We start from the raw sequence: 12,543 nt of genomic DNA, 5'->3' as shown, positions 1-12,543 counted from the left end.
TAACGTTTAGGAGGGGTTGTATGAAAGTACTTGTAAACGGCCTGTTAATTGATCGTGAGGAAGCCGCAGTTGATATTGAGGACCGCGGATACCAATTCGGTGACGGCGTGTACGAAGTGATCAGGGTGTATAACGGAGTCTTATTCGGACTGCATGAGCATATCGAGCGTCTTTTCAGAAGTGCTGCTGAAATCGGCATCACCCTGCCGTATAGCGCAGAAGACGCAAAGTGGGATCTGCAAAAACTCATTCAGGAAAACAAACTCACCGACGGCGGCGTTTACATTCAGACAACAAGAGGGAAGGCGCCGAGAAAGCATCAGTATGATAAGGGCTTAGAGCCGCAGACTACGGCGTACACCTTTTCCGTGAAAAAACCGGAAAATGAGCAGAAACAGGGAGCGGCGGCCATAACGGCAGAAGATAAGCGGTGGCTGAGATGTGATATTAAGAGTCTGAATTTACTGTATAATGTCATGGTCAAGCAGAAAGCCTATGAAGCGGGCGCTTATGAAGCAGTGCTCATAAGAGACGGGGCAGTCACAGAAGGAACCTCCTCCAACGTATACGCTGTCATAAACGGCGTCGTCCGCACCCATCCGGCCAATGAGCTGATTTTAAACGGCATCACCCGGATGAAAATTTTGGAGCTGATTAATCAAAACGGGATTCAGGTAAAAGAAACCCCGCTGACTGAAGAGGAACTCAGACAAGCGGATGAGATGTTTATCTCGTCAACAACTGCTGAATTAATTCCGATCGTGACCCTTGACGGGAAACCGGTCGGCAGCGGAGCGCCGGGACCTGTCGCCAGAAAGCTTCAGGAGGCTTTTCAGGCCAGCATTCAGCAGGAAATCGGGATTCGATCGTAAATGGACAAAAAGGCCGGAACACATATCCGGCCTTCTTTTTACTGGTCGATGCAAAGAGAATCTACATGCTGAACGAGCACGCGGGAAATCTTATCCTTCACAAGCCGCTCCGGCTCAAGCATGGCATGCAGCGCCAATCCGTCCGCAATGGCGTATAATTTCTCTGCTTCTGTTTCTTTATCAAGATGTGATTTCAAAAGCTTACTTTCGTCCAGCCAGTCAATCAGCTTGTAAATATAGCTGTATATGCCGTCGTGCTGGGCATTAAACTCCTCTCCCTTATGTCTGGCATAAGCTGTGAAAGCAAACCAGACTTCCATTTCGGCTAATGTTTCCTCATCTGTCGGAATAATTTCAAGCATCAGCTGTACCGCCTTTTCTTTCGGCGGCAGATCTTTCATGGCGACTTTCTGTATTCTGGCGGCTGCTTTTTCTTTTACGAGTGTCATCGCATATCCCAAAAGCTCGTCCTGGGTAGCAAAATAGTGCCTCAGTGCGCCTAATGAAAGGCCCGCTTCCTGGGCAATGTTCCTGACTGTCGCTCCTTCCATTCCCCGTTCTAAAATCATCCGCCATGTTGCTTCGGCTATTTGTTTTCTTCTTTGTTCATGATCAATTTTTTTAGGCATGGTTCTAGTGTATCAAGAAAAAAAACATCATGCAATTTTATAATACAATTGTATTAAATAAAAAAGGGTGTTACAATTCTTTTAGTAAAACAATTGTATGATGACGAGGGGGAAATATGTTTGAATGCTGTTGCTTGGATGATTGTAATTTGTGAGGCTGCTTTTTGGGCGGCTGTCATCAGCGGGTTGGCGGCGCGGTATCTATTCAGGCGTCAAAAGCTCGGAATGTTCTTTTTCGCTCTGATTCCTCTTTTGGATGCGGTGCTGTTTTTTGCAGCCGGAATTGATTTATATAACGGAGCAACCGCCACGATGGCGCATGCAATCGCCGCCATTTATATCGCGGTGTCAGTCGTTTTCGGAAAAAGTATGATTCAATGGGCGGATGAACGGTTTCGTTCTTATGTGTTAAAGGATGGATCAAAGCCTGTAAAGCGGTACGGATTGGACCACGCCAAACACTATGCAAAAGGGTGGGGGAAGCATGTTTTGTCGTTTGCGATTGGCGGCATTCTCTTAGCCGGAACGGTTTTTCTCATTCAAGACCCTTCACGCACCGAAGCGCTCAGCCAATTGTTAAAGGGCTGGTCTGTCGTGTTATGTATTGATTTTTTGATTATGGCCAGTTTTTTCGTCATGCCGAAAAAGAAAGGAAGCCGGGATATATAAAAAAGCTTGCAGGTGTGATGCCTGCAAGCCTTCAGTTATTGTTATTTCCATTCCGCAATCGTTTCAATCGGCAGACGGTAAGAGACATATCCGATCGAAAAAATCATGACAGGCACTCTAAGCCGAATGCTCCTGTGAATGTTTCTTTTTCATAGTCCCGATCGGATCATCACTTTACTATGAGAACCGGAATATCGGATTTCGACGACAGTTTTTCGCTGACGCTCCCAAATAATAGTTTTTTTAATCTGTTTTGATCCCTGCTTCCCATGACAATTAGATCTGCCGATATACGGTCGGCGTGTTCAATAATCGCATCAGCAGGATCTCCTTCTAAAATATCAATATCTCCGTCTATGTGGTTATCATTCAAAAGCATTCTTGCTTCCGCAATGACTTCTTCCGTACGGTCTTCATAAATCATCGGGGCAGGAACAGCTCTTTCCGTATTCAGCGGATCAGGAACGCTTGCAATCCCGCCGCCGATATACGCTGCCCCTGTTCCCGGCCTCGGCGGATCAATAATCGTCTGCGTCTCTTTCGCATTGTGAGAATGGACGACCGTTAATGCTGCGTGTAACGTTTTTGAAAGGTCAATGGCTTTTTGAAGCGCTTTCTTACTATCGTCACTTCCGTCAAAAGCTGCAATCAGCCGATCTGCGTGAAACATTGGCCTCATCCTTTCAGAAAAAAGGTTTTACAGGACATTACCCGGCCTTTAGAGTTGTAAAACCTGTATTGACAAAAAAAGGATTTGTTTATATGATGAAGGGAGAATATAGGAAAAAGGAGGTATGGATCATGTCATTATTTAATGTGTCAACTCAACCACAGCTAAATATCGGCGTGACCGCCATACTGTTCCCGTTTTGTAACCATTAGCTTAAAACAGTGCAGTCGCGCATAATCGGCGGGTCTGTACCTTATGAATGATAATAAGAGGCATGGAGCTGACGCTTCATGTCTTTTTTTATACAAAAAAATAAACGAAAGACAGGTGTGATGGATGTGAAGAAAATAGCAAAAGCAATCAGAAGCAGAGAAAACAATATGGATAAACTTGAAGGCGGCTGATGGCAGAAAGGAGCTGAACGTATTTGTTCACTGTATTAAAAAAGCTGGCATGGTTTTTCAAAGCCTACTGGCTGCGATATACCGTTGCGATTGTATTACTATTGTGTGTTAACGTCATAGAAATGTTCCCGCCTAAACTTCTCGGCAACGCGATAGACGATATGAAGGCGGGCGTGTTTACGAAAAATGGGATGCTGTTTTACATTGGTGTTTTTCTCGGTTTGACGGCTGTTGTCTATTTGATGTCTTATTTTTGGATGTATCAGCTTTTCGGCGGTGCGAACGTGATGGAGAAAATTCTCCGTTCGAAACTGATGGGCAGGCTTTTGCATATGTCTCCTCCGTTTTTTGAGAAATATAGAACGGGAGATTTAATGGCGAGAGGGACGAATGATTTGCAGGCTGTGAGTCTGACGACGGGTTTCGGCATTTTGACCCTGGTCGATTCCACAATGTATATGCTGACGATTTTTTTGACGATGGGATTTCTCATCAGCTGGAAGCTGACGTTTGCTGCTATTATCCCGCTGCCGTTTATGGCGGCTGCCATCAGTTTGTACGGAAAAAAGATTCATGAGCGGTTTACGGAAGCGCAAAATGCCTTCGGTTCATTAAACGACAGGGTGCTTGAGTCGGTTTCTGGCGTTCGGGTCATCCGCGCCTTTGTACAGGAAAAAAATGATGTCAGCCGATTCAGCGATATGACGGCGGACGTGTATGAAAAAAATATGAAAGTGGCATTTATTGATTCGCTGTTTGAGCCGACTGTGAAACTTCTCGTCGGTCTCAGCTATCTCATCGGACTCGGCTACGGCGCCTATCTTGTTTTTCAAAACCGGCTGACACTCGGAGAACTGGTATCGTTTAACGTGTACCTTGGAATGATGATCTGGCCGATGTTTGCGGTCGGGGAATTAATTAATGTGATGCAGCGCGGGAATGCCTCATTAGACCGTGTCAATGAGACGCTTTCTTATGAGCCTGATGTCAGGGAGCCGCTCAAGCCTGCTGCCATAAAAGACCCGGGACGCCTTATTTTTGATAATGTCACCTTTACGTATCCAAGCGGGACGCGTCCCGCTCTATCCGGCGTTTCTTTTTCTGCAGAAAAAGGGCAGACGCTCGGCATCGTCGGAAAAACGGGAAGCGGAAAAACGACAATCATAAAGCAGCTTCTGCGTGAATATCCGCCGGGAGAGGGTAAGCTCACTTTCACAGGCGTTCCGATCCAGCAAATTCCGCTCAGCCGGCTCCGCGGATGGCTCGGCTATGTGCCGCAGGATCACATTTTGTTTTCAAAAACGGTAAAAGAAAACCTGCTGTACGGCCGCCAAGACGCAAACGACGAAGAGATCCGCAGCGCCTTAAAGGAAGCGCATTTCGAAAATGATATCAGCATGCTTTCTCATGGACTGGAGACGCTCGTCGGAGAAAAGGGCGTCGCGCTGTCAGGCGGACAAAAGCAGCGCATCTCCATTGCGAGAGCGCTTTTGACCGACCCGGACATTCTCATATTGGATGATTCGCTTTCCGCTGTTGATGCAAAAACGGAAGCCTCCATCATTGACAATATCAGAGAAAAACGGCGGCACAAAACAACGATTATCACTACACACCGTCTCTCTGCAGTTGAGCATGCAGACCTTATCCTCGTCATGGACGAAGGACGGATATCTGAAAGAGGCACACATCAGGAGCTACTGGCGCAAAATGGCTGGTACCGGGAACAATTCGAGAGGCAGCAGCTGTCCTCTCTTGATGAAGGAGGGAACAGCGCATGAACACCGGAAAAAGACTGTGGAACTATGCGCTTTATTATAAAAAGCTGCTGATTTGGGCTGTGGTTTTGCTGATCATCGCGGTGAGTGCTGAGCTGACCGGCCCGTTTATCGGGAAAAAAATGATCGACGACCACATTCTCGGCGTTGAAAAAACATGGTATAAAGGCTCTTCGGAAGACCCGGACGCAGTTGGGTTTAAAGGTTCCTATTATGTCAGAGAGGACCGGATGAAGCCGGGCGCCGAAAAAACCGGTGAGGCGCATATTTACCAAGTCGGCACGGCTTACTATTTTGTAGACCGTCACGTCAGCTTTGACGGAAACAGGTCGGTGTCTGACGGGAAGCTGACGATGTCAAACGGAAAGGAAAGCAGGTCATATCCCGCTGTCATGTTATCCAAACAGGACATTTTTCAATTTTACCGCCCGGAAATCAAAGGGCTCATGACATTGATCGGTATTTACGTTGGATTGCTTATTTTTTCTGTGTGCTTTCATTACGGCCAGCATTACCTTCTCCAAATGGGCGCCAACCGGATTATACAGCGTATGAGGCAGGATGTGTTTTCTCATATACAAAAGATGCCGATCAGCTACTTCGATAATTTGCCCGCCGGGAAAGTTGTCGCGCGCATTACGAATGACACCGAGGCGGTCAGAGATTTATACGTGACGGTTCTGTCAACGTTTGTGACGAGCGGCGTCTATATGCTGGGTATTTTTACGGCGCTGTTTATGCTCGATGTCAGGCTTGCGGCATTATGTCTTTTGATCGTGCCGATTTTAATGGTCTGGTCTGTCTTTTACCGTAAATATGCATCCGTATTTAATCAGAAAATCCGTTCCATTAACAGTGACATCAATGCGAAAATGAACGAGTCGATTCAGGGGATGCCGATTATCCAGGCGTTCCGCCGTGAAAAGGAAACGTTGAAGGAATTTGAAGAGCTGAATGAAGCCCATTTCCGCTTTAAAAACAAAATGCTGTCATTAAATTCCCTCATGTCTCACAGCCTTGTGAATGTCATGCGCAACATTGCGTTTGTCGGGCTGATCTGGTACTTCGGAAGCGCGAGCCTGAACGCCTCAGGTATAATATCCATCGGGGTTCTGTATGCGTTTGTTGATTATCTGAACCGTTTGTTTCAGCCGGTCACAGGCATCGTCAACCAATTTTCAAAACTCGAATTAGCGCGGGTCTCAGCCGGCAGGGTATTTGAGCTTTTACAAGAGAAGGGAACGGAGACACAAGGAGCCCCGGCGAAAAGAAAGGCAGAGGGGACTGTGGAATTCCGGGATGTCTCATTTGCTTATCAGCAGGGAGATACAGTGCTGAATAATATCAGCTTTACGGCCGAAAAAGGAGAAACGATTGCGCTCGTCGGCCATACTGGCTCCGGCAAAAGCTCCATCCTGAATATTTTGTTCCGTTTTTACGATGCGCAAAAAGGAGATGTGCTGCTGGACGGAAAAAGCATTTACAGTATGTCGAGACAGGAGCTTAGGTCGCATATGGGCATTGTGCTCCAAGATCCGTATCTTTTCTCGGGGACGATCGGCTCCAATGTCAGCCTCAATGATGACAGCATTTCTTTGGAGCAAGCGGAGGAAGCTCTCCGCCAAGTCGGCGCCGGCGGCCTTCTTCAGTCCTTGCCGAAGGGCATCCGCGAGCCCGTCACGGAAAAAGGCGGAACGCTGTCCTCAGGCCAGCGCCAGCTTATTTCTTTTGCAAGGGCGCTCGCTTTTGATCCGGCCATTTTAATATTGGATGAAGCGACGGCGCACATTGATACGGAAACAGAAGCCGTCATTCAAAAGGCATTGAACGTGGTCAAACAAGGTCGCACGACGTTTGTCATTGCTCACAGGCTTTCAACGATCAGAAATGCCGATCAGATTCTGGTTTTGGAAAAAGGGCGCATCATTGAAAAAGGAAGCCACGATGAACTGATGGAGCAAAAGGGGCAGTACTATCAAATGTATGAACTGCAAAAAGGCACGGCGCAATCCGCAGTGTAGGAGGAAGGGCGAATCTCAGGGTTCGCCCTTTTTGTTGGGTTTTAATAGGCAAGTCCTACGCGCTTTCTGAAAAACTGCGGCGATACAAGTTCACGATAAAGAAAATGCGCCGTATCCCCGACTGTTATTTTAACGCCGCCTTCCGGAAGGACATCTTGTTCGAAGCGGTAGGTTCCGGCGGCGTCTCCGTCAGGAAGGTACGTGGGGCAAATGATCGTCCAGTCCAGATCCGAAGCCAGAAGCATCGTATACACGCCAGCATGCTCCTCAGCAGCTCTGGTTGTTTTTCGTTTAGATTCTATTGATTCAAAACGGTATTTATCAGGCTCCAGCCGAGATTGGAGAATGCCGGCGGTTCCGACAGTGAGCAGACGCTGAATTTGATTTTGTTTCATGCTCTTGATGATATTCCGCATAGCTTGTGACAGCGTGTCGTCTCCGTCCGTGCTGAGACAGCTGACGACTGTGTCTGCATTGGAGATGATCTGATTGACATCCTCCGGTTTTCGCGCATTTCCTTTGATGATATGATCTTCAGAAATGGGGAGCTTTGTGTTATCCGACCTGACGAAAGCGAATATCTCGATGTGTTTATGTTTACGCGCTTCTTCGATAAAAGCCTGTCCGACTCTTCCCGTCGCGCCGAATAAAGCAATTTTCATCTAAAAAACCTCCTCGCCGCTCATTATATCATTCAAAGCAGCGCGGAAAAGAAAACCTGCTGATAAATGCAAAATGGTGGGCAACATATTCATTGACCACGGAGACACTTACGAACTGAATCAGCTCCCAATTGACTGAGGCAATGAATGACACATGTTTTCCCTCCTTTTTTCCTAGGGTATGTGAATGAGGAAAAAAGGGTGCACCAGCATAAAAAGAAGGCGCGGTGTACGCGCCTTCTGTGAGCCATTTATTGAGTTATTGTACGCCTTGTCCGCCCATGCTTTGCTGTGCGAAAGATACTAAACGTTTTGTGATTTCTCCTCCGACAGAACCGTTCGCACGAGAAGTTGTTTCTCCGCCAAGGTTTACACCGAATTCAGAAGCAATTTCGTATTTCATTTGGTCGATTGCTTGAGCAGCGCCAGGTACTAATAATTGGTTTGAAGAGTTGTTTTGGTTTGCCATTTGTATGATCTCCTTTATATAAATAGTATGGTTGGGTTTTCTGGAGTTGCACCAGTTTATGGTTTTTGGTTGAAAAACCGCTGCCTGCTCGGCTTCACCCAATGCAGTGGCTGCTTTGTACTACGTATTATGCTGATTCGCGCGGCATCTCATGCGAAAAAAAGGGTGGTAAATAGCGGAAGAAAAAAAGCTCAGCCGTTTGCCGGCTAAGCTATAAGATCAGTCATATATGTGATAAAGCATCAGTTCGTGCAGCTCCTGGATGAGAGCCGGTTCTTCTTTACCCGGGTGAGTATCCCCCCATTCAATTTCTCCGGTCTTATGATAAATACCTTCGTAATGTGTGCCCTGGTAGTAAAACGAAATCCGCCATCCGGGCAGCTTCTCTTTTTTGAATAACGGTTTCCAGCTGAAGTGCGAAATCATGAGGTTCACGCTCCTTTATCGGAAATGTCTATCTCTTGTTTCATTGTAGCCCATATCGTTCAAGCCTGTCCTATTGGAATGTAAAAAAAGCCGTCCATCACCGCCAGAGTTTCTCCGGGGCGGTAATGGACCGTTCTGATAAATAAGACGCATATTCAAAATTTCTCCGTTTTGTCAGATAATCGACCGATTTCAGCTTCGGATGTGAAAAGATGCTGCGGCCCGGGCGGGAATTCGCTTCAAACATCCAGACCTTTCCGTCATGATCGATCCCGAGGTCAAAGCCGATTTCTCCGATAAATCCTTCAATATGTTCATTTAAAACACGGCTGACAGTTAAGGCGGCCTTCGAAAGCTTTCGGATGATGCCGATTCTTTCCTTTGGATCGCCGTATAATTCGCCTAACGTTTTCACTTCTCCTCCATTGGCAAGGTGGGTCGTGATGCTGTTTTTTCCTGAGATCTTTGCCGCGATGGCTGTTACCGTCCATTTCCCTTCGGCATTTTTATTCGTATGAACCCTGAAGTCCACGGGGCGTCCTTTCAGCCGGATCAGATTGATGCCTTGCTGGATTAAAAAAGCGGCGGGATCGTGGTTTTCTTCAAAAGCTTTCATGAAGGAGGACGCATCAGAATAGCGGGTTGCGGAAAAAGATTTTTCGTCATTCGTATGTTTTACGGTATAACCGGAATCTGTCTTTGTAAGCTGATAAATGCCGGCTCCGAGTGCGCCGTCAGCCGGTTTAATGTAGACGGTTTCGTACATGCCGCACAATGTGTCTATCGTTTCAGCATTGGGATGCAGGATGGATTGCGGCAAGAGTGAAGCGGTAAGGCTGTTTTTTTCAAGAAACTGATGAATGTCCCATTTGTTAAAAAATTGCGGATTAAACCACGGAATCTGATAATCATTCATCAGCCGCTGTTTTGTTTGCTGTAAAAGCGGCACCTCCTCGGTTTTCCTGCTCGGCAATCGGTCATACACCACATTCGGAAGAGGAACGGCTGCGCGTTCCCAGCCGTTTTCCTTATAAAGAAGCCCCTGAATGGTGCCCTCCTTCCAGTTCACTTGATGGGCGCCGAAAACAAAACAATAACCGCTCGTTTTCTCATGCAGGGAAAGCAGCTTTGAAAAAAAGAGAGAGCGGTCTTTTAACGGCCGCAAAGGCGATGAGGTGAATCCGGCTGTATATATGCCGATCAGCGGACCGATATGCACCGTCTGTTCGTGAATGAGAAGGTCGGCTCTGCTTTTGTGCGGTATCATCAGCTCTTCAAACAAATCTTCAGAAAGAAGCGCGCTTTTTTCAAGTGATTGCGTAAAGGAGACACGGCACTTAACCACCTTGGTTCCGAATGCGGCAGACAAAAGCCCTTCCCGTTTCATCGAGGAGGGGAGATACAGCGTATTTTTGCTTTTTTTATCTATGCCGACCATGATACCTTTACGATTCACGCGGAAGTACCCCTTTCTGGCTCTCCTGTGAGCGAAGATCGCGTATGCGTTTCAGCGGACTGGTAAAAAGCTCCTCTTTCAGCTCGGGAGATACGCTTAAAACCGCTTTCCGGCCCGGTTTTGAATTGACATCTAACAGCCAGATGCGCCCGTCTTTGGCATAACAAATATCAAGTCCAAGCTCAAACAGCGGCCCGAACCGTTCATCGAGAAAATAAGGGACGGATTGGGTGATAGAAAAAATATCATCTAATAAAACCGTCTGCTGCTTCTTCGGAATATCCTCAAACCACGCATCGAATTTAAGCGGTTCAGATCCTCCTGACAAATTGGATAAAAGCCCGTTCTGGTAACCTCTTCGCACCACTTTTCCTACCGTTTCCCAAGCCTCTGATTCACTTTTACGCATGAAAATCCGAATATCACACGGGTATCGTTCTTTATCTTGGATATTTAAATAAGCCTGAAGCAAATAGCGGTGCTGTAACACTTTTTTGCACCATGATTTAAAGGATACAAGGTTGGAAAAGGTTTTTGTTTGTTTGTTTTTTCCGATATGGTAAGTGGCTGAGATTGATTTTTTGCCTGATTCGAGCAGAATAATGCCTCTGCCGCCCGACCCGAAAGCGGGCTTGAGAATACACGCCTTTTCCTTCGTTAAGTATGATTGAATCTGTTCATAGCGGCTTACTTGAATGGTTTCTGGAATGTATGGGCTGATCAAGTGGTGCTGCTGCAATGCATCTGTTACCGTCCATTTATCTGGAAGCCCCCGGCCGATAAATTCTGTTTTCGGATATTTTTTAAGCCACTCTACAATCGGTTTCGCTTTTTGGGCGCCTGCGGCTTTGCCGTAAAAGCAGCGGTCATAAATATATTCAGGAATATCGATTTCCGATTCATTCCATTTGCCGCTTTTCGGATGATAAACAAGCGCTTTTACGCGTAACGTTTCAGGAGATATATCAAACGGTGTAAAACGGACAAAGCGCACATTATAATCAGGCGCCCTTTCTGCCAGTTCGCAGGCATAATCTGCTTCGTGCTGGCGGGATACGGACATAAAACCAAGTGTTGTCATGTTGTTACTCCCCCTTTATTCAAAAGCCGCTGACTAAAAGGCCCTTCCATACATTGAACATGCCAAGCGCCGCTTAAAAGATGTTCTACTGTAAAGAGTACGATACATTATCTTGCCTTATTCCTGATAAACAAGATCATTTCGGTTTCTTCATTTGCCCGTGCTCACGCAAGCCTCTATAATACGAATAGATATATCCTCAAGAAAAAAGAACATAAGATGAAGATGGAGGCAGATGAAAAGGAATGGGCATAGCAGGAACGTTTATATTTATGATCGTCATCGGAGCCGCGATCGGCGCGGTGACGAATCATTTTGCAATTCAAATGTTATTTCGTCCGTACCGGCCATATTATCTGTTCGGAAAACGGATTCCTTTTACACCGGGGCTGATTCCGAAAAGAAGGGATGAACTGGCGAAGCAGATGGGGCTGATGGTGACGAACCACCTTTTAACACCTGAGGGCATAAAAAAGCGGCTCATGTCAGACACCGTCAAAAAACAAGCGCTGCATTTCGCTGAACAATTCACACAAAAAATGGCCGCTTCCGGCATGACGGTTCACGAGGCCTTGGCCGCGATCGGCATAGAACATCCGCAAGAGGCGGCCGATACGTGGATCGGCCGGTTTACTGACGAGAAGCTTTCTGAACTTTACAGTAAATATGAGCACCGCGCCATTAAAGAATGGCTTCCGGATGATGTGCAGGATAAACTGGAAGAAAAAGTGCCGATGATCGCCGATTATATTTTGAAGCGGAGCAGCGATTATTTTGAAAGTGAAGAGGGAAAAGAAAGGCTCGGCAATATGATTGATGACTTTCTGAAAGCGCGGGGAATGCTCGGCAGCATGGTGCAGATGTTCCTCGGCAACTCAAGCCTTGCGGACCGTGTGCTGCCGGAGCTGTTAAAGTTTTTGCAGAATGATGAAACGAAAAAGCTTTTGTCCGATCTTCTTTCGCAAGAATGGAGCAAGCTCAAATCTTATACACTTTATGAGGCGGACGAAAAATGGAATGCGAAAGATCTGCTGTTCAGCTTGAAAAACCGGGCATTAACCGCATTCTCAACCGCACCGTTTTTTGAGCGTCCGATCGGCACTTTCATTACCCGTTATGAGCAGGATATTACAGGAACGTATGCGCCGAAACTGCTTGAAGCAGCGCTGGGCGGAATAGCGGCTCATTTGGAAGAGGTGCTGAAGCGGCTGCACTTGGAGGAAGTCGTAAAAGAGCAGGTTGACCAGTTTCCGGTTGAGCGCCTTGAGGAAATGGTGCTGTCCATTTCCAAAAAAGAATTTAAGATGATTACGTATTTAGGCGGTCTGCTCGGAGGGATTATCGGAGCGATACAGGCTTTGTTTGTCATCCTTTTTTAACGAAAACATACGCCGATAATGAAAGTC

13 protein-coding genes are annotated in these 12,543 nt (G+C 46.6%); 5 read left to right on the top strand and 8 right to left on the bottom strand.

Going from position 1 to position 12,543, the window contains the following annotated elements; genetic code table 11:
- Positions 1 to 20: 20 nt before the first annotated feature.
- Positions 21 to 872, top strand: a complete 852-nt coding sequence (gene dat / locus KY305_RS07730; protein WP_223062043.1) for a D-amino-acid transaminase — start codon at positions 21 to 23, stop codon at positions 870 to 872.
- 38 nt (positions 873 to 910) lie between these two features.
- On the opposite strand, the gene KY305_RS07725 is transcribed toward dat, so the two are convergent.
- Positions 911 to 1,501, bottom strand: coding sequence for a TetR/AcrR family transcriptional regulator (locus tag KY305_RS07725; protein WP_223062042.1), 591 nt, complete (start codon positions 1,499 to 1,501; stop codon positions 911 to 913).
- Between the two features lie 120 nt (positions 1,502 to 1,621).
- Between KY305_RS07725 and KY305_RS07720 the strand changes: the two genes are divergently transcribed.
- On the top strand, positions 1,622 to 2,170 hold the full coding sequence (locus KY305_RS07720) for a hypothetical protein (RefSeq protein WP_223062041.1): 549 nt from the start codon (positions 1,622 to 1,624) through the stop codon (positions 2,168 to 2,170).
- 169 nt (positions 2,171 to 2,339) lie between these two features.
- On the opposite strand, the gene KY305_RS07715 is transcribed toward KY305_RS07720, so the two are convergent.
- Positions 2,340 to 2,840, bottom strand: coding sequence for a universal stress protein (locus KY305_RS07715; protein WP_223062040.1), 501 nt, complete (start codon positions 2,838 to 2,840; stop codon positions 2,340 to 2,342).
- Positions 2,841 to 3,267: 427 nt separating this feature from the next.
- On the opposite strand from KY305_RS07715, the gene bmrC reads away from it, so the two are divergent.
- Together bmrC and bmrD are read left to right on the top strand one after the other, a co-directional pair.
- Positions 3,268 to 5,025 (top strand): multidrug ABC transporter ATP-binding protein BmrC, encoded by a 1,758-nt coding sequence (gene bmrC, locus KY305_RS07710; protein ID WP_223062039.1) that lies wholly within the window; start codon positions 3,268 to 3,270, stop codon positions 5,023 to 5,025.
- Positions 5,022 to 7,043 carry a multidrug resistance ABC transporter ATP-binding protein/permease BmrD gene (bmrD, locus tag KY305_RS07705; RefSeq protein WP_223062038.1) on the top strand — a complete coding sequence of 674 codons (2,022 nt, stop codon included), beginning with the start codon at positions 5,022 to 5,024 and terminating at the stop codon, positions 7,041 to 7,043. The genes bmrC and bmrD overlap by 4 nt, the downstream gene beginning before the upstream one ends.
- Before the next feature lie 41 nt (positions 7,044 to 7,084).
- Here bmrD and KY305_RS07700 read toward each other — a convergent pair whose 3' ends face one another.
- From KY305_RS07700 to KY305_RS07680, 6 genes are all read right to left on the bottom strand, one after another.
- Positions 7,085 to 7,705: an NAD(P)-dependent oxidoreductase gene (locus KY305_RS07700; protein WP_223062037.1), complete on the bottom strand. Its 621-nt coding sequence runs from the start codon at positions 7,703 to 7,705 to the stop codon at positions 7,085 to 7,087.
- 28 nt (positions 7,706 to 7,733) lie between these two features.
- On the bottom strand, positions 7,734 to 7,859 hold the full coding sequence (locus tag KY305_RS19940; protein WP_316252438.1) for a hypothetical protein: 126 nt from the start codon (positions 7,857 to 7,859) through the stop codon (positions 7,734 to 7,736).
- 105 nt (positions 7,860 to 7,964) lie between these two features.
- A complete protein-coding gene (locus tag KY305_RS07695; protein WP_214800699.1) occupies positions 7,965 to 8,174 on the bottom strand; it encodes an alpha/beta-type small acid-soluble spore protein in 210 nt (69 codons plus the stop codon).
- A 219-nt stretch (positions 8,175 to 8,393) separates the two neighbouring features.
- A complete protein-coding gene (locus KY305_RS07690) occupies positions 8,394 to 8,609 on the bottom strand; it encodes a YheE family protein (protein WP_223062036.1) in 216 nt (71 codons plus the stop codon).
- Positions 8,610 to 8,697: 88 nt separating this feature from the next.
- Positions 8,698 to 10,056 (bottom strand): YheC/YheD family endospore coat-associated protein, encoded by a 1,359-nt coding sequence (locus KY305_RS07685; protein ID WP_223062035.1) that lies wholly within the window; start codon positions 10,054 to 10,056, stop codon positions 8,698 to 8,700.
- The gene (locus KY305_RS07680; RefSeq protein ID WP_223062034.1) at positions 10,046 to 11,137 is read right to left on the bottom strand and encodes a YheC/YheD family endospore coat-associated protein; all 1,092 of its coding nucleotides are present in this window, start codon (positions 11,135 to 11,137) and stop codon (positions 10,046 to 10,048) included. The genes KY305_RS07685 and KY305_RS07680 overlap by 11 nt, the downstream gene beginning before the upstream one ends.
- Before the next feature lie 245 nt (positions 11,138 to 11,382).
- Between KY305_RS07680 and KY305_RS07675 the strand changes: the two genes are divergently transcribed.
- Entirely contained in the window at positions 11,383 to 12,516 is a 1,134-nt protein-coding gene (locus tag KY305_RS07675) for a DUF445 domain-containing protein (protein ID WP_223062033.1), read from the top strand.
- Positions 12,517 to 12,543 lie beyond the last annotated feature (27 nt).

This window comes from Bacillus sp. YC2 (assembly GCF_019891195.1).
GTDB lineage: Bacteria > Bacillota > Bacilli > Bacillales > Bacillaceae > Bacillus.
This window is presented reverse-complemented; position numbering and strand designations above follow the sequence as displayed.

Bases quoted from the DNA above. Each gene is read 5' to 3' on its own strand.
- KY305_RS07700 (WP_223062037.1), bottom strand. From the start codon at position 7,705: ATGAAAATTGCTTTATTCGGCGCGACGGGAAGAGTCGGACAGGCTTTT.
- bmrD (WP_223062038.1), top strand. From the start codon at position 5,022: ATGAACACCGGAAAAAGACTGTGGAACTATGCGCTTTATTATAAAAAG.
- KY305_RS07675 (WP_223062033.1), top strand. From the start codon at position 11,383: ATGGGCATAGCAGGAACGTTTATATTTATGATCGTCATCGGAGCCGCG.
- KY305_RS07715 (WP_223062040.1), bottom strand. From the start codon at position 2,840: ATGTTTCACGCAGATCGGCTGATTGCAGCTTTTGACGGAAGTGACGAT.
- KY305_RS07680 (WP_223062034.1), bottom strand. From the start codon at position 11,137: ATGACAACACTTGGTTTTATGTCCGTATCCCGCCAGCACGAAGCAGAT.
- dat (WP_223062043.1), top strand. From the start codon at position 21: ATGAAAGTACTTGTAAACGGCCTGTTAATTGATCGTGAGGAAGCCGCA.
- KY305_RS07695 (WP_214800699.1), bottom strand. From the start codon at position 8,174: ATGGCAAACCAAAACAACTCTTCAAACCAATTATTAGTACCTGGCGCT.
- KY305_RS07725 (WP_223062042.1), bottom strand. From the start codon at position 1,501: ATGCCTAAAAAAATTGATCATGAACAAAGAAGAAAACAAATAGCCGAA.